General features: G+C 69.0%; 19 protein-coding genes and 1 pseudogene. 5 read left to right on the top strand and 15 right to left on the bottom strand.

From position 1 onward, the window contains the following. Entirely contained in the window at positions 1–318 is a 318-nt protein-coding gene (locus tag HW566_RS09525) for a PadR family transcriptional regulator (RefSeq protein ID WP_178012371.1), read from the bottom strand. Between the two features lie 192 nt (positions 319–510). Here HW566_RS09525 and HW566_RS09520 point away from each other — a divergent pair, with 192 nt between their 5' ends. Genes HW566_RS09520 through HW566_RS09505 form a run of 4 tightly spaced genes read left to right on the top strand, consistent with a single transcriptional unit; the run spans position 511 to position 5,120 of the window. Beyond that, positions 511–2,064, top strand: coding sequence for a cryptochrome/photolyase family protein (locus tag HW566_RS09520; protein WP_178012369.1), 1,554 nt, complete (start codon positions 511–513; stop codon positions 2,062–2,064). Between the two features lie 19 nt (positions 2,065–2,083). After that, positions 2,084–2,821: an SDR family NAD(P)-dependent oxidoreductase gene (locus tag HW566_RS09515; protein WP_178012368.1), complete on the top strand. Its 738-nt coding sequence runs from the start codon at positions 2,084–2,086 to the stop codon at positions 2,819–2,821. Then, positions 2,821–3,711 carry a UbiA family prenyltransferase gene (locus HW566_RS09510; RefSeq protein WP_256728652.1) on the top strand — a complete coding sequence of 297 codons (891 nt, stop codon included), beginning with the start codon at positions 2,821–2,823 and terminating at the stop codon, positions 3,709–3,711. Before HW566_RS09515 ends, HW566_RS09510 begins: the two co-directional genes overlap by 1 nt. Continuing rightward, positions 3,708–5,120 carry a phytoene desaturase family protein gene (locus HW566_RS09505; protein WP_178012366.1) on the top strand — a complete coding sequence of 471 codons (1,413 nt, stop codon included), beginning with the start codon at positions 3,708–3,710 and terminating at the stop codon, positions 5,118–5,120. Before HW566_RS09510 ends, HW566_RS09505 begins: the two co-directional genes overlap by 4 nt. A 5-nt stretch (positions 5,121–5,125) precedes the next feature. Here HW566_RS09505 and HW566_RS09500 read toward each other — a convergent pair whose 3' ends face one another. Together HW566_RS09500 and HW566_RS09495 are read right to left on the bottom strand one after the other, a co-directional pair. Further along, on the bottom strand, positions 5,126–5,641 hold the full coding sequence (locus tag HW566_RS09500; RefSeq protein ID WP_178012364.1) for a DUF421 domain-containing protein: 516 nt from the start codon (positions 5,639–5,641) through the stop codon (positions 5,126–5,128). A 95-nt stretch (positions 5,642–5,736) separates the two neighbouring features. Continuing rightward, a complete protein-coding gene (locus HW566_RS09495; protein WP_256728651.1) occupies positions 5,737–6,000 on the bottom strand; it encodes a YrhK family protein in 264 nt (87 codons plus the stop codon). 104 nt (positions 6,001–6,104) lie between these two features. Here HW566_RS09495 and HW566_RS09490 point away from each other — a divergent pair, with 104 nt between their 5' ends. Next, complete coding sequence (locus HW566_RS09490; RefSeq protein WP_178012360.1) at positions 6,105–7,214, top strand: YihY/virulence factor BrkB family protein; 1,110 nt, start codon at positions 6,105–6,107, stop codon at positions 7,212–7,214. 206 nt (positions 7,215–7,420) lie between these two features. Here the strand turns inward: HW566_RS09490 and HW566_RS09485 are convergent. The 12 genes and pseudogenes from HW566_RS09485 to HW566_RS09430 form a co-directional block, all read right to left on the bottom strand. After that, positions 7,421–7,808, bottom strand: a pseudogene (locus tag HW566_RS09485) (amino acid permease); the annotation flags it as partial. 373 nt (positions 7,809–8,181) lie between these two features. After that, entirely contained in the window at positions 8,182–9,696 is a 1,515-nt protein-coding gene (locus HW566_RS09480; protein WP_178012358.1) for an aldehyde dehydrogenase family protein, read from the bottom strand. Positions 9,697–9,784: 88 nt separating this feature from the next. Continuing rightward, positions 9,785–10,933, bottom strand: coding sequence for a mandelate racemase/muconate lactonizing enzyme family protein (locus tag HW566_RS09475; protein ID WP_178012356.1), 1,149 nt, complete (start codon positions 10,931–10,933; stop codon positions 9,785–9,787). Next, positions 10,930–11,907: a dihydrodipicolinate synthase family protein gene (locus HW566_RS09470; RefSeq protein WP_178012354.1), complete on the bottom strand. Its 978-nt coding sequence runs from the start codon at positions 11,905–11,907 to the stop codon at positions 10,930–10,932. The genes HW566_RS09475 and HW566_RS09470 overlap by 4 nt, the downstream gene beginning before the upstream one ends. Continuing rightward, the gene (locus HW566_RS09465) at positions 11,904–13,262 is read right to left on the bottom strand and encodes an MFS transporter (RefSeq protein ID WP_178012352.1); all 1,359 of its coding nucleotides are present in this window, start codon (positions 13,260–13,262) and stop codon (positions 11,904–11,906) included. The genes HW566_RS09470 and HW566_RS09465 overlap by 4 nt, the downstream gene beginning before the upstream one ends. A 95-nt stretch (positions 13,263–13,357) precedes the next feature. Further along, entirely contained in the window at positions 13,358–14,032 is a 675-nt protein-coding gene (locus HW566_RS09460) for a GntR family transcriptional regulator (protein WP_178012351.1), read from the bottom strand. A 176-nt stretch (positions 14,033–14,208) separates the two neighbouring features. Beyond that, positions 14,209–15,225, bottom strand: a complete 1,017-nt coding sequence (locus tag HW566_RS09455; RefSeq protein ID WP_256728650.1) for a hydroxyacid dehydrogenase — start codon at positions 15,223–15,225, stop codon at positions 14,209–14,211. Beyond that, positions 15,222–16,049 (bottom strand): carbohydrate ABC transporter permease, encoded by an 828-nt coding sequence (locus HW566_RS09450; protein ID WP_178012349.1) that lies wholly within the window; start codon positions 16,047–16,049, stop codon positions 15,222–15,224. The genes HW566_RS09455 and HW566_RS09450 overlap by 4 nt, the downstream gene beginning before the upstream one ends. 86 nt (positions 16,050–16,135) lie before the next feature. After that, positions 16,136–17,077 carry a carbohydrate ABC transporter permease gene (locus HW566_RS09445; protein ID WP_178012347.1) on the bottom strand — a complete coding sequence of 314 codons (942 nt, stop codon included), beginning with the start codon at positions 17,075–17,077 and terminating at the stop codon, positions 16,136–16,138. 10 nt (positions 17,078–17,087) lie between these two features. Next, positions 17,088–18,398, bottom strand: coding sequence for an ABC transporter substrate-binding protein (locus tag HW566_RS09440; RefSeq protein ID WP_178012345.1), 1,311 nt, complete (start codon positions 18,396–18,398; stop codon positions 17,088–17,090). A gap of 123 nt (positions 18,399–18,521) precedes the next feature. After that, positions 18,522–19,592 carry a substrate-binding domain-containing protein gene (locus tag HW566_RS09435; RefSeq protein ID WP_178012343.1) on the bottom strand — a complete coding sequence of 357 codons (1,071 nt, stop codon included), beginning with the start codon at positions 19,590–19,592 and terminating at the stop codon, positions 18,522–18,524. A gap of 71 nt (positions 19,593–19,663) precedes the next feature. Beyond that, the gene (locus HW566_RS09430; protein WP_178012341.1) at positions 19,664–22,552 is read right to left on the bottom strand and encodes a hypothetical protein; all 2,889 of its coding nucleotides are present in this window, start codon (positions 22,550–22,552) and stop codon (positions 19,664–19,666) included. Positions 22,553–22,556 lie beyond the last annotated feature (4 nt).

Raw genomic sequence — 22,556 nt, 5'->3', positions numbered from 1 at the left:
TCATCGTCCTATCGAGTCGAGCATCGATGCGAGGGTGTGGAAATAGGCCCGAAACTGCTCGAGCTGAGCACGGCCATCCTCGGAGAGCTTGAGGTACTTGCGCGGAGGGCCAGTCGGGGATTCGTGCCACTCATGGATGACAAGTCCCTCACGGCGCAGTCGGTTGAGCAGTGGGTGCAGTGTTCCGTCCTGCACGGGGAAGCCTGCCGCCCGGAGACACTCGGCGATCTCGCCGGCGTAGCGCTGTTCATGCTCGACCGTTGCAAGGACCACAGGTTCGAGCATCCCGCGCCGGAGAGCCATCAACTTTGCTTCCATGCAGGTACCGTAACAGAAAACGATACCTATCGATGGGCAGACACTTGCTGACGGCTTTGCGCTGATGGGAAAGACACCGAGACGCGCCGGATCCCCGCGCCTTCATGACCGTCCCCGCTTCGCACAGCTAGCGCAGCCCTGCCCTCTGCACAAGCGATAGGGAACGTCGGATGCGGTTCCTACGCTGACACCGTGCTCCGAAACCTCGTCATCGTCCTGGGCGACCAGCTCGACCCCGACGCGAGCGGGTTCGACGACTTCGACCCCGCACAGGATGCCGTCTGGATGGCGGAGGTCGCCGAGGAGTCGACCCATGTGTGGAGCTCGAAGCCCCGCACCGCGGTGTTCCTCGCCGCGATGCGCCACTTCGCCGCCGACCAGCGCGAGGCGGGGCACACCCTGCACTTCACCGAGCTCGACGCGCGCGGAAACAAGCGCACCCTCGCCGACCAGCTCGCGGCCGACCTGAAGAGGCTCGAGCCCGCGGCACTCGTGATGACCGAGCCCGGCGAGTGGCGGGTGCGCGAGGCGCTGCAGCAGACGGCGGATGCCGCCGGCATCCCCCTCGACATCCGCGAAGACCGGCACTTCTTCTCGACCGTCGCCGAGTTCGCCGAGCACGCCGAGGGCCGCGCCTCGCTGCGGATGGAGTACTTCTACCGCGAGATGCGAAAGCGCCACGGCATCCTCATGACAGAGCGGGGTCAACCCGTCGGCGGCCAGTGGAACTACGACGCAGACAACCGCAAGGCGTTCCCGAAGCAGGGTCCGGGCCTGGTGCCGCCGCGCGCGACCTTCCCGCCCGACGAGGTCACGCGCGAGGTGATCGCCCTCGTCGAGAGGGAGTTCGCCGAGCACCCCGGTTCGCTCGACACGTTCGCGTGGCCGGTCACCCGTGCGCAGGCCCTCGAGGCGCTGCAGCTGTTCATCGACGAGCGGCTGCCCGGCTTCGGCGACGCCCAGGACGCGATGTGGCCCGGCGAGCCGTGGCTCTGGCACGCGCACCTGTCGTCGTCGATGAACCTGAAGCTGCTGCATCCGCGCGAGGTCGTGGCCGCCGCCGAGGAGGCGTACCGGTCCGAGCGCGCTCCGCTGCCTGCGGTCGAGGGTTTCATCCGGCAGATCCTCGGGTGGCGCGAATACGTGCGCGGCGTCTATTGGACGCAGATGCCCGGCTACCTGCAGCGGAACGCGTTCGAGGCGTTCGAGCCCCTCCCGGACTGGTACTGGACCGGCGACACCCCCATGGCGTGTCTGAAGGATGCCATCGGGACGACCCTCGAGAACGGGTACGCCCACCACATCCAGCGCCTCATGGTCACCGGGCTCTACGCGATGCTGCTGGGCGTCGACCCGCGCGAGGTGCACGCCTGGTACCTCGCGGTGTACGTCGACGCGGTCGAATGGGCCGAGCTTCCGAACACGCTCGGCATGAGCCAGTACGCCGACGGCGGGCTCATGGCCAGCAAGCCCTACGCGGCGACGGGGAAGTACATCGACCGGATGAGCCCGTACTGCAAGACGTGCCCGTTCGACCCGGCGAAGCGGATCGGCGAGGATGCCTGCCCGTTCACGACCCTCTACTGGGACTACCTCATCCGGCACGAAGAGCCGCTCGCCGAGAACCACCGCATGGCGCTGCAGGTGAAGAACCTCGGCCGCCTCGACGAGGACGAGATCACCGCGATCCGCGACCGCGCCGACGCCATCCGGCGCGGCGACGTCGCGGTGCCGGCCCCCGGCTGACCCGACCGAACGGAACCCCATGACCACGAACGACATCGCTCTCGTCACCGGCGCCCGCGGCGGCGTGGGCCGCGCCCTCGTCGCACGGCTGCGCACCCGCGGCCTGCGCGTCGCGGCCGTGGGCCGGGATGCCGCGACCCTCGCCGACGTCGACGCCGAGGCGCACATCGAAACCGACGTCACAACGCCCGAGGGTGCGGCGACAGCATTCGCTGAGTGCCGCACCGCGCTCGGCGCCGCGCCCGCCCTGCTCGCGCACGCGGTGGGCAGCACCCTCATCACGCCGTTGCACCGCACGAAGACGGACGACGCGCGCGACGTGCTGCGCGTCAACCTCGAGAGCAGCCTCTGGATCCTGCACGCCTGGCTCGATGCGACCGGCAAGGCGCCGGGGGCCGCGGTCTTCGCGAGCTCGGTCGTCGCCCGCATCGGCGTCGCGAACCACGAGGTGATCGCCGCTGCGAAGGGCGGTGTCGAGGCTCTCGTCCGCAGCGCCGCCGCGACCTACGCCGCGCGCGGCATCCGGGTGAACGCCGTCGCCCCCGGCATGACCGACACGCCTCTCACCGCCGGCATGCTCGCCGCACCGATGCTGCGCGAGAGCGCCGAGAAGCAGTATCCGCTCGGCGGAGTGCAGTCCGCCGACGAGGTCGCCGCGGTCATGGACTGGCTGCTCTCGCCCGAGGCGTCCCGCATCACGGGGCAGGTCCTCCCGGTCGACGGCGGATTCACGAGCATCCGGCCGATGGTGAGATAGTGACCACAGCCGATCCGAGGAGCACCGCCATCACCCGCCAGACATCGACCGTGGCGCGCCTCGTCCACATCTCGCGCCCGGTCCTGTGGATCAACACCATCGGCACCGGCGCGCTGGGCATGTGGCTGACCGGCCAGCTGATCGATGTCGCTGCGATCCCGCTGCTGGTGTGGCTGACACTGCCGTTCAACCTGCTGATCTACGGCGTGAACGACATCTTCGATCAGGAGACCGACGCGCTGAACCCGCGCAAGGGCTCCATCGAGGGCGCGCGCATCGAGCCGCGCGAGGTGAAGCTCATCGCGTGGGCCGTCGCGGTCACCAACATCCCGTTCCTGATCTACTTCGTCGTCGCGCTGCCGCTCGCCGCCGTCGGGCTGATCCTGCTCTACGCCGGCGTGTTCGTGTTCTACTCCGCGCCGCCGCTGCGCTTCAAGGCCCGCCCGTTCCTCGACTCGCTCAGCAATGCCGCCTACGGCCTGCCGCTGCTCATCCTGCCGGTCGCCCTCGAGGCACCGCCGGTGTGGCCCGCCGTCGTCGGGCTGCTCGCGTGGAGCGTCGCGAAGCACGCCTACGACGCCGTGCAGGACATCGAGGAGGACCGCGAGGCCGGCATCACCACCACCGCCGTCCTGCTCGGCCCGCGCGGCACCGCCCTGTGGAGCGGCGCGTGGTGGCTCGCGTCGACCGTGCTGTTCGCGCTCGTCAGCCCGATCGTCGCGGCCGTGAACCTCGCCCTCGCCGGCACGCTCGTCGTGTGGATGCTGCTGCGCCCCACCGCCGCGACCGGCCGCAAGCTCTACCCGCTGTCTGTCGCCTTCCCGTACATCGCGGGATCGGTCGCAAGCGGGCTGCTGCTGGCCGCCATGTTCCTCGGGATCTACCCGTGAGCCGCATCGTCGTCGTCGGAGCGGGCCTCGGCGGGCTCGCGGCATCCGCTCTGCTCGCCCGCGCCGGCCACCGCGTCACCCTGCTCGAGGCGGCCGGAACCGTCGGCGGCAAGAGCCGGCGCATCGAGCTCGACGGCGAGCGCATCGACACCGGCCCGTCGCTCGTCACCTTCCCATCGGTCTGGGACGAGCTCCTTCGCCGGCTGGGCGCGGATACCGGCTCGGGCACGGATGCCGGTGGGCTCGACCTCGTGCGCCTCGACGAGGTCGGCCGCTACTACTACGACGGCGAGGAGGTCGCGCTGCCGGTTCCCGAGGGCCACCCCTGGTACCCGGCCTGGCGACGCTTCAGCGACGAGCACGCACCGCTCGCGGAAGACGTGGCCGCGCTGCTCGTCGCCGATCCGCTCGATCGCGCATCGCTCCCCGCGTTGCGGCGGCTGCTCGCCGTGTACGGTCGACGCCTCAGTACCCGCGCCTACCTCGACAGCCTCACCTGGATGCCCGATGGGCTGCGCGAGATCATCGCGATCCACACCCTCAACGCGGGCGTCTCACCGTCGCGCACCCCCGCGCTGTACGCGAGCATGCCCGCCGTCATGGCGGCGGACGGCGTGTGGGTGCCGCGCGGCGGGGTGTTCGAGATCGTGCTCGCGCTGCAGCGGCTCGCGGATGCCGCGGGTGTCGAGATCCGCACCGGCGAGCGCGTCACGCGCATCGAGCGTGGACGGGTCACGACCGAGACCGGCTCGTATGAAGCGGATGTCGTCGTGAGCGGACTGGACGCATCGCGACTCGACGGGCTGCTCGGTCGGCGGCGCCTGGCTCCCGGTTCACCGCAGCTGTCGTGCTCGGCCGTCGCGATCTACGGCGTGCTCGATCAGCCGCTGCCCTCGCGGATCGCCGCGCACAGCGTCATCCTGCCGACCAAGCCCGCCGCCCTGCACCGCAGCCTCGCCGCCGGGGACGAGCCCGCCGACACGATGGCGTTCGTCAACCACTACCGCGCGAACGAGATCTACCCGAACGACCGCAGCACGCTCGCCGTTCTGCTCACGAGCCCCGCCGACGGCGAGGGCTACGCTCTCGACCACCCGTTCGTGACGCGCGAGATCGAGCGCATCTCCCGCGTGATGGGCCTCGACGGACTGCTCACCGACGGCATGAGCGAGTCGACCGTGCTCGACCCGCGGTACTTCGGCTCGTTCGGCGAGCCCCACGGCGCTCTGTACGGAGCATCGCGGCCGCTGTGGATGAGCGGCCCCCTGCATCAGCCGGCGCAGCACGACCCGCTGCGGCCCTGGCTCTGGCGCGTCGGCGCCTCCGTGCACCCGGGCGGCGGCATCCCGGCCGTGCTCGGCGGCGCGATGATCGTGGTCTCGAAGCTGCTCAAGCGGCATCCGGGCTGAGGCAGTCACCGCGGCCACCCGGGAACGCGCTCGAGTGCGCTTCCGTCACCCAGCGCGCTCTCCGGGACGACACTGACTTTGCCGTCGCTCTCGAGGACGATCGCGGCGATGGTCTCGAATCCCCCCTGTCCGCTCTGTCTGATCGCTTGCGCGATGTCGGCCGTGGTCATCCGATGCCGGCGCAACGCGGTCTCATCGATCGAGCCATGAGTCAGGAGCAGGGTCGGAGAGGCGGTCACCACACGCCGGAACCGTCGCGACCACACCACGAGGGCTGCCACGATCACCTGCAGGACGAGCAGCAGGCTTATCGCGGCCACGCCTTCGACGAACGCGACGTCGGAGGTGAGCAGGATCGTCGCCAACGTCGACCCCAGCGCGACGGTGACCACGAAATCGAAGGCGTTCATCTGAGCGAGCGAGCGTTTACCCGAGACTCGAATCAGGAGTATCAGCGACGCGTACGCTGCCACCCCGACCACGGCGACCCGACCTACATCCGACCAGCTGTCAAACCACATCCCCGAACCGTACGAGCGTGCTCCCCGGTGCCGCAGAGGGTTGCCCTGCGCCGACGCAGCGTCTAGTGAACGGGCGGTCCTCGTTCGCACGCTCGTCACAGGTCCCAGGACGACTCGCCGGTCGGGTCACGCCCGATCCGCCGTAGGTGCACTCGCCTGGTGAGGCGGATGAGGGGGCGGATCATCAACTGGATGCTTCCCAGCAGAAAGAACCACGTTCCAACGGGCGTGGTCGACTCGGAGAAGAACAAGACACTCCCCGCGACGAACCACGCCGCGACCATCACGTCGTTGACGATGCTCACGACTTCGTACATGTGCCGGATCACGATCTCGTCCCGACCGAGTGTGAAGGTCACTGTCCTACTGGACCCGGGAGGATGCTGTGCCATCCTCCATGAAAGCACGGGCGTCCGCGGACGGGGCCCCACGAAGACAGGTGATGACGCCTATCGTGGCTCGCATGCCCGATCTCCACGCACCACAAGGCGCACAACGGCCGGGCCATCCGGGCCGGCTGCGCCCTTCGACATGGCGATACCTGATCCGACGCACCTTCGCCGGATTCGTCCACGACGGTGGCATGGATGCCGCGGGATCACTGACCTTCTTCGGGGTCCTCGCCATCTTCCCGGCAGGACTGGCGGTCATGGCCATCATCGGGATCGTGGGCGACAGCGACGAGGTCCGCGATCAGCTCTTGTCGATTCTGAGCGAGGTCGCCCCGGGTGCCGTCGTCGACACGGCCGACACCATCCTCACGAACGTGGCGGGGTCCTCATCCGCTGACGTGACCCTCATCATCAGCGTCGCCATCGCCTTCTGGTCGTCGTCGATCTATGTGAGCGCTTTCGGCCGATCCGTCAACCGGATCTACGGCGTGAGGGAGGGGCGCCCCTATTGGAAGCGCAAGCCCATCCAGCTGGGTCTCACGATCATCCTGCTGGCGATCGTGATGGTGATGATCTGCCTCGCGGCGTTCTCCGGGCCGCTGGTGCAGGCTGTCGGAGACGCGTTCGGCATCGGCGAAGGTGCGCAGGGGGTCTGGGCGGCGGTCCGATGGCCCGCGTTCGCCGCCGCCGCCGTGGTGCTGATCGCCATCCTCTACAAGGGCACCGGCAACATCCGCCTGCCGCGCTTCGGGTGGCTCGGTCTCGGCGCCTTCCTCGCGCTGATCGTGATGGGGTCGGCTTCCGTCGGGTTCGGCCTCTACGTGGCGAACTTCGCGCGCTACGACGAGGTTTTCGGCGCATTCTCCGGCGTCACGATCTTTCTGATCTGGCTGTTCCTCGTCAATGTCGCGCTGCTCCTCGGCGCAGAGTTCAACTCGGAGATCGAACGGGGGCGCGAACTCCAGGCAGGGCTACCCGCAGAGGAGCACCTCCAGCTTCCGGTGCGCGACGCCGCGGCGACCGAGCGCCGAGAACGCTCCGAACGGATCACACGCGAACACGGCCGCTTGCTCCGACGGGGCGAGCCTCTCCCCCCTCGTCCCGATTCGGTCGTCGTGCGCCTGAGGGATTGGGCTCTCCGGATGAAGCAACGCCTGCTCTCTCCGCCACACGAGAACTGAGCGCCGAGGGCATCCCGGACCGGACCGGCCCTCAGCGTGCCTCGGGGGTGTCGGTGACCGCATCCGCCCGGCCCCGGCGCCGCGCCCACCGCGCCAGGAAGTACAGCCCGACCCCGACGACGAGCAGGACGGCGCCGAAGATCCACACAGCAGCAACAGGACCACGGTCTCGGCCAGCAGCGCGAGATCTCCGACAAGGGTCAGCAGATGACCAGGCCCGAGACCTCGATGGCGGTCATGACGACGTTCGCACCTATCGATTCCCGGATGCCGTGGGCGTTGAGCGCCGCGAGCACCGCAAGGAAGACGATGGCGAGAGGAACGACACGAGCTTGTTCTTGAAGGCACGCTCCGCGAAGCCGGCCGCTCCGCCTGCCCGGGGATACTTCGTCACCAGCTCGGCGTACGACCCGGCGGTGAGCAGCGCGAGCAGGAGCGCCGCCAGCAGCGGCGCCCACAGCATCCCGTCGACGCGCTAGGGGAGAGCACACCCATCAGCGCGTACACGCCGGCCCCGAGGATGAAGGCGAACAGCAACGGTCCGCCGATGCCTCTCCGCAGCCGGGACGGGGCGGGGGTATCTGTCTCACTCATTCCGCGAACGCTAGGTGGGAGGGGTCCCGAACCTCGTAGCGGGTTGACAGGGGAGCGGCGCGTCAGCTGGTGCCGGAGCTGTGACGCGCGCAACGCCGCGTCAGACGGCGGGGCCCGTCGTCCGACGACGCCACACACGGCGGTCACGACTGGTCGGAACGACCGAGAGTCGCACAAGTGCATGCCCGCGTCGGAGGCATTGCAGACGGTGAGTCCATAGAAGCCACTGTCTCTGCAGATCGTCGATCCGGAGAGTGGAGCGTCGAGCACAAGAGCGGAGCTCAGCAGTCTGGAGCGGCGCTGCACGCCTCCGACCGAGTTCTCGACGCCGAACGGGTGCGGATGCCCTGCACATGCGTGCGCCGCTCCCCTCCTACGGCAGGTGCAGCGCTCCGTCGATGCGGCGGGGGATGTCGACGGGTCCGTCACGCAGCTCCGCGGGAAGTTCAGCCGCCGGAGCATTCTGCCAGGCGACGGGTCGGAGATAGCGCCGGATCGAGGTCGCACCGACCGATGTGTGCACGGAGTCGGTCGACGGCCATGGCCCGCCGTGGTTCTGCGCCCACGCGACGGCCACCCCGGTGGGGTACTGGTCGAACAGGATGCGTCCCGCCCGCGCGCCGAGCTCCGCCCGGGCGGCCGGCACACCGGTGTCGCCCGGCTGGAGGAACAGCGATGCGGTCAGCGACCCGGGCAGCGAGGCGGCGAGGCGCGCGGCGTGGTCGTCGTCGCGGTAGCGGACGACGACGGCGGTCGGTCCGAAGCACTCCTCGGTCAGGCGGGCGGGCAGCTCGTCGCCCTCGAACTCGATGAGCGAAGGAACCGTACGTCCGGACTCGCCGACGGCGGCGACCTCGCCGAGATCCGTACCGGTCATCTCCCGCGCTCCGGGTACGCCGGCCAGGTCGATGATGCCGGAACCGTAGGCGGCGGCCATGCCGCGCGTCAGCGCGGGCTTCGGGTCGACGCGGCCGATCTCTTCCGCGAGCGCGGCGACGAGAGCGTCTCCCGGGGCTCCCGCGGGAACGAGCGCGACTCCGGGCTTGGTGCAGAACTGACCGCCGCCCAGGACGATCGATGCGGCGAGTCCCGCCGCGATCGAATCCGCACGTGCGGTCGCGGCCTCGGGTGAGATGAGAACCGGATTGATGCTGCCCAGCTCGCCGTAGAACGGAATGGGATGCGGCCGGGACGCCGCGAGCTCCGCCAGGGCACGCCCGCCTCCGGGGGATCCGGTGAAGCTGGCGGCGCGGATGAGGGGCGCCTGCACGAGGTCGATTCCGGCCTGGTACCCGTAGACCACGGACACCGCGTCGCCCACGACGTGCTCGGTGACCGAGGTGATCACCGTCCCGACGAGTGCGCTCGTAGCCGGGTGCCCGGGATGCGCCTTCACCACGACGCCGGCACCGGCAGCCAGCGCGGCGGCAGTGTCGCCCCCGGCCACCGAGAACGCGAGGGGGAAGTTGCTCGCCGCGTAGACGGCGACGGGTCCCGACGGCACGAGCATGCGCCGCAGATCGGGCCGAGGACCCATCGGGGTGTCACCGGCGTGATCGATCGTCGCTTCCAGATACGACCCTTCTCGCACCACCTCGCTGAAGAACCGCAGCTGGAAGACCGTCCGCGCGAGCTCGCCCTCCAGCCGGGTCGTTCCCAGCGCCGTCTCCGCGTCGGCCGTGGCGACGATCTCCGCGCGTCGCGCCTCGAGCGCGCCGGCGATGGACTCGAGGAGGGATGCCCGCCCGCGACGGCCGAGCGCGATGAGCCGCTCCGTTGCCCGCGCGGCCGCGGTGACGGCTGCCGCGAGCCCGGCGCCATCGGTCTCCGCGAGGTCGAGTGGGCGCTGGATGCCGGTCGCCGGATCCGTGGTGGTGACAGGAGTCATGTGTCGTGGTCCTTCCGTCCGGGTGACGTCGTTCGGTGGTGCGAGCCGCGCACGGGGCGGGGGCGGGGCGGGAGCGGGGCGGGTGCGCTCACATCCAGGCGGTCGATCCGTCGGGCTTCACCGGGACGCGGCGCTCCCAGTGCACCCAGTCATCCTTCGCGAGTGAGCTCTCGTCGATGGTGATCCCCCATCCGGGCCGGTCGGGCCGCAGTTCCAGGTGACCGTCACGCGGCTCGTACGGGTCATGGCACCACGACACCGGGTCGGGTTTGAACTCGAGGATCGAGAAGTTCGTGGTCGCGGCGGCGAAGTGGACGTTCGCCGCCGTCGCGAGAGGTCCGAGCGGATTGTGCGGAGCGACCGGAACATAATGGGCCTCGGCGAGATGCGCGATCTTGATCATCTGCGTCAGCCCGCCGACGACGCAGATGTCGGGTTGGACGATGTCGGCTCCCTGCGCGGTGAGCAACCCCAGGAACTCATAGGGCGAGTAGAGCGATTCGCCCGTCGCGAGCGGCACCGAGATCGCCGAGAGCTCGGAGCGGATCCGGGCCCAGGCCGGAAGGTGCTCCGGCCTGATCGGCTCCTCGAGGAAGAGCGGTTCGTTCGCGGCGAGAGCGGCGCCGAGCGCCACTGCTTGCTGGGGTGACCACAGGCAGGCATGGGCGTCGAAGGCGAACTCGACGTCTGCCGGATGTGATTCACGCACCTCGCCGAAGTACCGTCCGAGCTCGGCTGCGACGACCCCGAACCGGTGCCGGTGCAGATCGGCGCGGTAGGGACTCAGCTTGAACGCGGTGAACCCGTACTCCTCGTGCAGTTCCGACGTGCGATCGACCAGCTGCGGGATGTCCGGAGCCGAGTAAAGCCCGGCGTAGACCCGCACCCGGTCGCGCACGGCACCGCCGAGCAGCTGGTAGACGGGCATTCCCGCCGCTTTCCCGGCGATGTCCCACAGTGCGTGATCGATCGCGGCGAGAGCTGCCAGGCCGATCGCCCCCGGTGGGAACCGGGATGACTGCAGCAGCAACTGCGACACGTACGAGGTGCGGCGAGCGTCGATGCCTTTGATCTGCTCGAACAGGTACTCCAGCAGCGGGGGGAAGGCGAGATCGGGGCCGTGGTTGTAGACCTCCGCCCAGCCGTCTATCCCGTCATCCGTGGTGATCTTCACGAGCACGCGCGGCCGATCGCCGACGCGCTGCAGGTAGGTGTCCAGCCTCTCGATGACGCTCATGCCGGCACCCCTACGGACGGGGTTCCGGCGGTCGTCGTCGGCGGCGGTGCCGACCATGAGGCGATCGACTCGGTCACTTCCTCGCGAGCTCGAGCAGACAGCGGGGCGCTCGGGGGACGAAGATCCCGGCGGCAGAGGCCGAGCTGGTGCATCGCCTCCTTCACGACGGCGACGTTGTCGGCAGAACGGCGACGGGCTCGCAGGTGCTCGAAGTGGCGGATGCTGCGCCACACCCGTTCCGCCTCGGCTGGGTCGTTCGCGCGGAGAGCATCGAGCATGTCGAGGGACTTCGCCGGCACCACGTTCACGAGTCCGGAGGTGAACGCTCGCGCACCCCCCTGCCAGTAGGCCGGAGCGTACGACTCGGCGAGACCGGCGATCCACAACACGTCGGCGGACGTGCCCGCGGCCGCTTCGGCGCGCACCGATGCGAAGACCACCGGATCGGGCACGGAGTACTTCAGGGCCACCACGTTGGGTGCCCGGTCGATCAGCCGGGCGATGTGGGCGCCGGTCACCAGCGGTGTACTGAGGTAGGGCACCACGCCGATCTCCGGGACGGCGCGGGCGACGGTGACGTTGTACTCGACCCACCCCTCGGGCGACAGGTACGGCAGGACGGGTTGATGCACCATCACCGCGTCGACACCGGCATCCCGTGCGAAGCGCGCGTCCGAGACGGCCGTGGCGAGGTCGAGACCCACGCCGCCGACCAGCACGGCTCGCCCGGCGGCCGCGTGCGCGACCGTGAGAAGGACGGCTCTGCGCTCCTCGGGCGAGAGCGCATAGAACTCCCCGGTGTTGCCGTTCGGGGTGAGCGCGGTGACACCGGCCGCGACGAGACGGTCGATGAGGCTCCCGAGCAACGGATGATCGACGTCACCGTGCTCGTCGAACGGCACCACGGGGATGCCGACGACGGTGGAGAGCCGCTCGATCAGTGAAGCGCGGTCGAAGGATGGTTCGGTCGTCATGACGCCTTCTCATTCGTGGGGTGGACGACGTCGGAGAGCGCCACAACAGGTTTGATCCGAACCCAGAAGGCGTAGATACCCGCGCTGATGAGGCAGCTCAATGCGGCGAAGACCAGCGGACCGACGTAGGAGTTGTTGCTGAAGGTGAGGAACAGTCCGATCGCGATGGGGCTGATCAGGTTGCCCAGCTGCGAGCCGAAGTTCTGGAACCCGGCGATAGAACCGACGGTGTCCGGCGTCTCGGCGACCTCGGCGGGAAGGCTCAGGATGGCCGCCCCCGCGAAGGAGTGCGCCGCGCTCGAGACGGTGAGCACGACCATCACGAGCACGTTCGACTCGATGAAGGGACTGAACCCGATGCAGGCGCTCAGCACCAGACCCGCGATGATCGGGATCTTCCGGGCGGCCCCTGCCGACACCCTCCCCGACGCGAGCAGTCGGTCCGAAACGATTCCGCCGAGGACGGTCGCGCCGATCGCGATGACGGCGGGGATGGCCCCCACCAGCCCGAACTCCTCCTTCGAGAGGTTCCGATCGTTGAGCAGATAGCTCGGATACCAGGTGAGGAAGAACGCGCCGGCCAGAGAACGGAAGACGTACCCGAACATGAGCGCCCAGACCTGATTGTCGCGCAGGAGGGCCCGCCACGGCTTCTTCTCGGCGGCGCTCTCAGCATGGACCATCTCACCCTGGTCGGAATTGATGTACTCCAGTTCGGCGGCGTTCACGCGAGCGTGCTTCTCCGGTGCGCGATAGACGATGAGCCATCCGATGACCCAGAGGACGCCCACCACTCCGATCAGCAGGAACGCGAACCGCCACCCGGCGAACAGTGCCAGCGCGGTGACGATCGGGATGGAGAGCGCGGTGCCGATCTGCTGCCCCATGTCGAACAGACTCGAGGCGAACGCGCGCTCGCGACGCGGGAACCACCGCGAGACCACCTTGATGTTCGCCGGCTGCACCGGCGCTTCTCCGATGCCGAGCCCGAGTCGGAACACGATCGTCGACGCCACGCCGGTCGCGAGTGCGGTGAGTGCTGTCCAGATCGACCACCAGCCGACCGCGATCGGGTAGATCACGCGCGGCCCGAACTTGTCGAGCAGCCAACCGGACGGGATCTGGAACAGCGCGTAGGTCCAGAAGAACGACGAGAGCAGCACGCCCTGAATGGCGGGCCCGATCTCGAACTCCTCGGCCATGAAGGGCAGCGCAACACCGAGGGCAGCCCGATCGAGGTAGGCGATCGTCAGTCCCAGCGCCGAGAACCCGACGATCGTCCAACGCGTGTTGCTGCGTCGAGCACGCGCGGTGGATGCGGCGGAGGGAGACGGTTTCGTATCATTGTGAAGCATCGTTGCTCCTTGCTAAGCGACGGTGACCACTCCGTGAGGAGCGTTGAACAGGGGGCGGCTCGGGAACTTGGCGGTGAACGAGCCGTCTTCTTTCTCTAGGCCGACCCTCCTTCCGCGGAGTCCGGTCCCGCGGGCGCGATGCGTCGACGGGCGAAGTCGGCGACGTGCTCACGCACCAGGCGCGCCGCGCCTTCCGAATCGCCCGAGCGAGCGACGTGCAGGATGCGGGCATGCTCCGAGGCCTCTTGACGCCACGAGGCGGTACGGGCCCACGACCCGGCCGAGATGAGCGCGATCTGGTCGCGGAGACCATCGAGCGTCTGCACGAGCAGCGGGTTGCCGCACTCTCGGTACAGGCTCCGATGGAAATCGCGATTCGCCAGGCTGCGCTCGGACCCGCTTTCCGCGGCTTCAGCGCGCCCCAGGGCCTCGACGGCTCCTGTCGCGTCGAAGCCTGCGGCGACGCTTCGACGAACCGCTTCCGGCTCGAGCAAGAGGCGCATGTCATAGACGGCGACGGCGTCGACCTCGGTGAACACACGGACGACCGCGCCGGTATACGGCCGGATGACGACGAGACCGGTCCCCTCCAGGGACTTCAGTGCCTCGCGGACCGGAGTCTTGGACACTCCCAGTCGACTCGCCAGCTCCGATTCGACGAGCGCATCGCCGGGTCTCAGCTGCCCGTTGAGGATGGCACTCTTCAGCACCTCCAGGACGTGCGCCGTGCGCGACGTCGTGGCGACGGGTCCGAACGGTGGGATCGACATCACTGGCACACCTCCTCGTGGCTCTCGTACATCGTATATGAGAGCGGGCGGCCGTGGTCAACAGCGCGAGGACCCGAGCGCCGTACCGGTCGATGACGAGGTCTGAGTGCGGAGCGGTCTCCCCAGCATCCGCGTTGCTGAGCCGGGCGGTGGTCGCGAGAACGCTTCCCGTGAACTCACGCCTGCCGGGCGAGTTCGTCCTGCCAAACCAGTGAAACGAGAGGCTCGCCTCGAGCAAACCGGCATGCCTCATTCAGCGCGCTGTCGGCGAGTCGCGGTAGCTCCGTGCCCATCGATCCGGCTATGTGGGGGGTGAGGAAGGCGTGGTCTGCGGTGCGCAGCGGATGCTCGATAGGAAGCTCCTCGGGGTCCGTGACGTCGAGAATGGCCGTCAACTCGCCACGCACGACGCGCTCGGTGAGTGCGTCGTGGTCTATGAGAGCGCCACGTGCAGTGTTGACGACGACGGCGCCCCGGCGTAGCAGAGCGATTCCGGCGCGATTGAGCAGATGGCGCGTCTCCGGGAGCGCAGGAGCGTGCAGGGAGATCACGTCGCTCGTTCGCAGCAGGTCTTCCAGGCTGACGGCGCGGGCTCCCAGCGCTCTCGCGTCGTCTTGGGAGAGATACGGATCGTGGACGACAAGCTCGAGATCGTACGGTCGGAGCAACGCGAGTGTGCGCCGGCCGATGCGGGAGGCCCCCACGATCCCCACGCGCTTACCGCGATTGCCCATCTCGGGGTAGATGTCGTCAGAGACGATACTCGCTGCCGAGCGCGCGGCGATCCGCGCGAGGGGGAACGCTTGCTTGCCGGCCAGCAAGATCATGGCGGCTGCGAACTCGGCGACGGGTTGCGCGTTCGCATCGGTGGCGGAGCACACTGCGACACCGCGCTCCCATGCTGCGAGTCCGACGTGGCCCTTGACGCTGCCGCCCGCGTGCGCGATCAGCCGCAGCCGCGGTGCCCGGTCGAGCACGGCCTCGTCGATGACAGGGCTCCCCCATCCGGTGAGCAGCACGTCGACCTCAGAGAGCACCGCGTCGGCGTGCGCACCCTGGAAGGAGTCGAGCGGCCGCGGTGTGAGCAGCCGCAGCTCGTCGGCGCGATCGATGGCGGCCAGGCGGTCGGGGGGAAACACCTTCGCGGCGACGTCCGCGCTCATCGCGAGGGCGACGTTGAGAACGGCGCTCACTTGACGCTTCCCTCCGTCATCCCGGCCCGCCAGTAGCGCTGCAGCGAGATGAACGCGATCACGAGGGGAACGAGCGACAGGAGCGAGCCGGTCACGACGAGGGGCGCGTAGCGGGGGTCGACGGCGGTGAGCCCCTGCCAATGGGAGATGCCCAGCGAGACCGGATAGAGCGTGGGGTCGCTCAGCATGACCAGCGGCAGCATGTAGTTGCTCCAGACAGCGAAGAACTGGAAGAGCGCGATCGTCACGAATCCGGGGGCCAGCATGGGCAGCGCTACGGAGAAGAATGTGCGCACCGCTCCTGCGCCGTCCACGTGCGCCGCCTCAAGGGTCTCGTCGGGTACGTAGGCGCGACTGAATGCGCGGGCGAGGTAGACATTGAATGGATTGCACAGTGACGGCAGGATGATCGCCCAGACCGTGTTGACCATTCCGAGTTGCGAGAAGAGCATGTAGAGGGGGAGCACCGTCGCCGTGTTGGGCACGAGCACCCCGACGAGCACGAAGCCGAACAGGCTCTCTTTCCCGCGGAATCGAAGCTTGTCGAACGCGTAGCCGGCAGCCGTCGACACGATGCCGCCGATGACGGCGCCTGCGAGCGAGTACAGCAGGCTGTTGCCGATCCAACGGACGAAGAGCCCGTCTCCCTCGGCGACGAGGGCTGCGATGTTGTCGCCGATGAACCAGCGATCGATGTCGAAGACGGAGGTGGAGTAGAGACCGGCCGGGTCCTTCAGAGATGCGAACACGAGCCACAACACCGGGAAGACCATATAGACGGCGCCGAGCACGAGCACGGCATTCGTGACCGCAACGCCCGCCATCCGAGGTCGCGTCCGGTGCCGGGATGACGGCCGAGGCGGCACTGATGCCGTCCCCAGCGCCTCGGGGGGACGGCTCTCCAGGACGGTCATGTGCGCGCACCTTTCGAGGTGAGGCGTGTGATGGCGAACGACACGGCACCCGCGATAAGCGCGATGACGAGCGATGCAGCTGCGGCCTGATGTTGGTCGAGACGGTTGAAGGCCGCGTCGTATGCCCACATGTTCGGCACCCAGCTGGGGGTGATGGTCGTCGTGGCCTTGGCAAGGATGGATGGCTCCGTAAACAGCTGGAGGGCACCGATCGCGGTGAAGAGGCCGATGACCCCCACGGAACCCGCGACGAGCGGCAGCTTGATGCCGACAGCGATGCGTACTCCACCTGCGCCATCGAGGCTGGCTGCTTCAACGACCTCGCGCGGCACGGCTTGCAGAGCTGTGAACACGATGATGACGTTGTAGCCGGTCCACTGCCACACCGCGATGTTGACGACGGCCGGCACGATGAGCGTCGTGCCGAACAGGTCGAGCTGTACGCCGGCGCCGCCCAGGAGCCCGAGGATGGGGCTCACGCCCGGGGTGTACAGGTATGTCCACAGCAGAGCGGCGATGACCCCCGGGACGATGTGCGGCAGGAACAGCAGAACCTGGAAGACGCGGGCGAGTCGTGCATAGGCCGAGTCGAGAAGGAGAGCCAGCACGAGGGCAAGACCCAACATGGTCGGGATGTACAGCACGACGTAGAGAGCGAGACGCCCGAACCCCGCAACGAAGGACTCCGAGGTGAGCACTGCCACGTAGTTGTCGAACCCGACGAACAGGGTCTGCGCGTCGCCGCCGAACCCGATCCCCGAACGTTTCTCTGCGAACACGCTCAGCACGAGCGCGTACACGACAGGGGCGAGCAAGCACAGGGCGAAGAGGGCGAAGAACGGCCCGAGGAAAAGCGCGGCCGCGCCAAGGTCGTTCGTCGCGCGGTGCCGGCGGCGCGACGAACGAGGCGTCGCGCCGCCGAGGGATGCGGTGGTCATCGCCCCTACCTCACGGACCGACCGACAAGCCGAGCCCGGCGAGCCCGTCGACGGTTCTGGCCTGAATCGACGCGAACGCCTCTGCGAGGCGACCGCCAGGTGCGGTGGCGCCCATCGTCTCCTTCATCGCGGTCGCCGTGAGATCGAAGTTCGGCCCCCACTGCCAACTGCCCGAGTCTCGCGACGCAGCCTTGTCGAAGACCGCCCAGATGTCGTTCGCGAAGAACGATGCGTCGAACGCGGCCTGCGACACGGCTGTCAGATCGCTGTTCGCGAGGTACGCGGAGCCAGTGTCGCCCCGCGCCTCGATCGCGGCGGGGTCGGTGGTGAGGAACTCGATGAACTCGGCAGCGGCCGCGCCGTTCTCGCTCGACGCGGGCACGGCGAACGTCGAGCCGCCGTAGATCGGCGTCACCGGCTCCGCCCCATCCCACACGGGCAGCTCGGCCGCGACCCACGCTCCCTCCTGGCCCGGCGCGCGCGCGATGATGCCCGTCGCGCTCCAGCTCGCCCCGACGATGCCGGCGGCGGTGCCCGAGGCGATGTCATTGGTCCACTCGTCCGAGTAGGACGCGACGGCCTTCACCGCACCGTCATCGATGAGCCCCTGCCAGAACTGGGCGACGTCGGTCGTCGCAGCGTCGTCCAGGTCCACTACCCAGCTGTCGCTGTCCGTGTCGAACCATTGCGCGCCGTTCTGCCAGGCGAGCGCGGCGTACCAGCTCGGCTCATTCGCGTTGAAGGATGCGAGGTAGCCGCCCGTCGTCTCATGGACGGCGCGGGCCGCGTCGGCGAACTCCTCCCACGTCCTGGGCACCTCGACGCCGGCGGCTTCCAAGAGGTCCTGCCGGTACCAGACGATCGATGGAGGCGCGTCGTACGGCAGCGCCCACACCTCGCCGCCGAGAGTGATGAGGGAGCGACTGACGCGGGAGAACGAGTTCAGCACGTCGTCCGAGTAGATGCCCGTCAGGCTCTGAAGGCTGCCGGAGCTCGCGAACTGCGGTAGCGCGTAGTACTCGATCGTCGCGACGTCAGGGGCTTGGCCGGCCGAGATCGCAGCGGCGAGCTTGGCGTAGCCGCCGTTCGCGCCGTTCGACACGCTCTCGAACGTGACGTGGATGCGGTCCTGACTGTCGTTGAAGGCCTCGGCGACAGAGTCCATCCCGGCGAGGGCCGACCAGAATGTGATCTCGCCCTCGGGAAGCGCACTCTCGGTCGTCGTCGACCCGGGAGCAGTCTCCGCCGCGCACGACGCGAGGGGGACGAGGAGGGCAGCTGCCAAGACGGCGGCCCCCGTGGTGCGGATGATGCGGTCCATGGGACTCCTTGCTGATCAAAGCGATGGTGCCAGTCGGGTGAAGCAGTGCACCTATCATCAGGACCCCCACGATCACGCGCACGTGATCGCACACACCCGCACACCCGACTGCGCGGAATCGTGTCAGAGCGATGTTTCGGCCGATGACGAGCCGCGCACGGTGAGGGTCGGCAGCAGGTCGATGCGCGCGTGCGCCGGCCCGCCGAGGATGCGCTCGCCACGCGTGATCCGCTCGAAGCAGGCGCGCACCGCCATGGCGCCCACATCGGCCTTGGGGGGTGCGACGGCGGTGATGGGCACCTCGGCAAGCGAGGCGACTTCGTCGTCGTAGGCGACGACCGCGAGGTCGCGTGGCACGTCGATGCCTCGGTCGACGGCGAGGTCGACGAGACCGATCGCAGCCTCGTCGGGCAACACGATCAGCCCGTCAACACGCTGCGCGGCGCACGCGTCCACGACCGCCGCGAGAGAGGCTCGTTGCTCGGCTGCAGGCCTCTCGACCCGGGCGATCTCGAGCTCGATGGGGTCTACCCCTGGCAGCAGGTCGGCGAGAGCGCGGCGGTAGCCGTCGCGCAGCGGCTCGGCGGTCGGGCCGCGCCGAACCCCGAGCGCGATCCGCGAACGGCCGCCGTCGACGAGGTGCCGCAGGGCGACCTTGGCGCCGTGCGCGTGATCGGTGCGCACGGCACCCAGCAGAATGTCGGAGGGCGCGTCGACGAGGGAACGCTCCATGACGATGGTGGGCGGCTCGGCTTCGGCGAGGAGCCAGTAGGTCGCGTGGTCTTGGCGGTAGGGGTCGGAGGGCGTCACCACGAGCCCGTCGACGCCGCGCTCGAGTAGACGCCGGATCTGGTGACGCTCCGCTTCGCCGGAGTAGTCAGAGATGCCGAGCACGAGACGGGCGTTGAGCTCGGCCGCCGCGTGCTTGGCCCCCGCGATGATGCCGGGGAAGTAATACCGCGCCGACGGGACGATGAATCCGATCGTCGCGATGAGCCCCTTGTTGCGCGGCGCGCGTCGCCGCACCGCACCGCCATGGACACGTTCGAGAAGACCCTCTGCCTCGAGCTCGAGGAGATCTCTTCGGATGGTCATCGCCGAAACCTGGAACCGGCCGGCGAAGTCGGCGACGGTCAGGGCGCCGCGCAACTCGATCTCGCGGAGGATGGCCTGGTGTCGTTCGGAAGGCAGCACAGGCTCATCATCGCCGTTCGCACACTGCTCGCACGAGATCGCACACGATCGCACACCATCGACTCGTGACCTCAGTGCCGGTGCGCCGCGCTCGGCGTGGGGAGGCCGCCCGCGCCCACTGCGCCGAGGTCGTCGATCGGGATGTAGGCGTCCCCGATTGCGAGCCCACCGCCCGCGAGTGCCCCCGACAACGCCTCCTCGGCGGTGGCGAGCACGATGCGGAAGGCGGCTGTGGTGCCGGTGCGTGACAGGCGCAGCACACCGTCGTCGACCTCGGCGTCGAGCCCCTCGCGATCGAGCACGAAGCCGGACAGCACGACGGGGTCTCCCGCCGCGTCAGCAGACGTGAACGTGAAGAGCGGCTCGGCCTCCGATGCGTCCTCATCGAGCGCGATCACGACGCCGCTCTCGGGACGCAGCTGCCACGACCACGTGTGCGAAGTGTCGTCGGAGAAGTCGTCCGCAACGGCGACAATCGCCGTGGCCGGCCCGCTCGGCTCGAGATCGACGACCTCGAAGCGGTGCGCGACATCGACGCCGAAGTTGGCCGATCCGTCGAGCTCGAGGTAACCGCCGCCCTGGCCGCCGAACGAACGGGCGTCGAGCGTGACTCCCTGACCATCGAGTGTGCGGTACTGGTTCTCGTAGGGTTCGAGTTGTCCATCGACGAGCGGCTTGCTCCACGCGGACGGGTCGGCGTACGCCTTGCCGCCTTGCATCGCCCAGGTCGTGTCGTCAGAGATCCACGACAGCGAGAACGTCTCGGCTGCGGCCCACCCCTTGTGCTGGCTGTTCCGGTTCGACGTCACGACGATCGCATCGTCGGCATCGGCCACGTCGTCGCGGAAGGCGGCGAACCCTGCGTCCTCGTCGAGCAGCGCCGGCAGCGCGGCCGCCGCTGCCGATGCGGCGAGGGCCAATGAACGCTCGCCGGCGGTCGGCGCGAACAGCGCCGTCCAAAGGCCATGCACACCATCGAAGCGCTGGGATACTGACGCCGTGCCGTGCACGGCGTCGTAGATCTCGACAAGCTGACCGAGCTCCGCGGCGTCGGAGGCGAGCGGGAACAGCAGCGGCAGGGCACCGTCGACCTGCCCGTTCGGTCCGCTCACGCCGAACTGTGCGACATCGCCGGCGGCCCGCGAGGAGACGACGTGCAGCGCGAGACCCGAGAAGTCGATGTCCGCGAACGCCGCGTCGAGGGCCGTGAGACCTGCGGTCTGCGCCATGTAGATCGACGGGAAGAGATAGAGCTCCGTGTAGTGCAGGTAGTCCCAGCCCTCCTGCATCCAGCCGGTGCCGGTGTAGCCGTCGTCGAGGTGCTGGGCGACCTGGTCGGTGAGGAAGAGGATGCGCCTGTCGAGCGCGTCGTCGGAGGCAGCGGTCTGGTCGCCCGCGAGCATGAGGAGCATCGCAAGCTCGGTCGACCGCGTGACGCCGACCCAGTTGCTCGCCTTGTCGCCCGTCGTGTCGAGGTTGTCGTGGTGGTACGTCGACAGCAGCTCCGAGACGCGCAGCATCATGGCCTGCACGTGCGTACGCTGCGCATCGGTCCATCCCGGAGCCGCCCAGTCGTAGGCGGGCGCCAGCAGCAGTGCGGCTCGGCCGAGCTCGAGACCCATGTTGGTGTCGCGGGCGGTGATGAATGCTTCGCCGTCGACGAGCCCGTCGTAGGCCTGCTTCGCGTAGGCGGTGTCGCCCGTGATCGCAAACGCGAACGCGGCATCACGCGCCTCGTACAGGCCGGCGCTGCCGTTCGAGGAGTATCCGGCCGTGGCGGGGGCGACCAGCCGCCCGACGAGGGCGTCCCACGCGCCGACGACCGTGGACTCGCCAGCAGCCAGCGACGCCTGCACGCGTGCGATGTCATTAGCGCCCAGCAGGGCGCGCGGGTGGGCCACGGCACCGACACGCGCGTCGGCGACGACCGCACCGTCGGCGAGGAGTTCGACAGTATCGCCCACCGCCGCGGCAACCTCGACAGACCCCGTCGCAGCCGTCAGAGGCGTCGTCGCGCCGTCGACGCGCAGTTCGACCGACCCCGTGCCCGACGGCACCGCCCAGCTCGCGCGCGCCGTATCGTCGTCGGTCGAGCGCGCGAAGACGATCGGGCTCTCGACGAGGTCGACGACGTCCGCCGGCACGGTGGCCGACGCCAGGGGTGTCGAGGCTAGGACGGCGCCGGCGACGTCGAGCGCGTCGACGACGTAGGTGTAGGTCGTGCCGGGCTGCGCGGTCTCGTCTGCCACCGTGGATGCGGTGCTCGTACGCAGCCAGACCGGCTCGTCAACCGTCCCGCGCCGCACGCGGTACTCGGCGGCGGTGACGTCGGGGAATGACCACGTCAGCTCGACGGCGCCGCGTTCGCCGACGATCGCGTCGAGCGACCCTGTCGCGACGTCCTCGACGATCTCGACGCCCGTTACCGACAGCGAGCCCGCCGCTCGGTCGAGCATGGGCTCGACCGAGATGCTCGCGGCGGTGTCGGGCAGCGTGATCGCTGTCTCCGAGACCCGCCAGTCGAAGGTACCGCGCAGATACGGGCCTGACGCGACGGGCACGATCACCCTTCCCGTCGCGTCGCGAACCTGCACCCGGATCATGCTGTAGCCGGCATCGAGGGCTGCGCCGCGGACGAGCGCGCGGACGACGATGCGTCTCGGAGTGGCCGCGTCGACCGTGACTCGCTGCGTGAGAGCGAGGCGGGCGGTCGGCCCCGACGTCGACGTGATCGTCGCCGCCGTGCGCCCGTCGGGCCCGTCGGCGGCGACAGAGACGCCCGCCGTCCCGGCGGGGTTCCACCGGGACCAGCCGTCGGGTGCACCGTTGCCGTCCGCGTCGTCGAAGTCACCGTTTACAACGGCGGGCGGCACGGAGGCGAGGGCGGGCGCGGGACCGGCGAACATCAGGATGGCCGCGGCGGCGGCGAGGACGGCGAGGGTGCGGCGGGCAGAGCGCATGGGT

The organism is Microbacterium oleivorans (genome assembly GCF_013389665.1).
GTDB classification, from domain to species: Bacteria; Actinomycetota; Actinomycetes; order Actinomycetales; family Microbacteriaceae; genus Microbacterium; species Microbacterium oleivorans_C.
The sequence above is the reverse complement of the archived record's forward strand: the minus strand, read 5'-3'. Positions and strand labels throughout refer to the sequence as shown.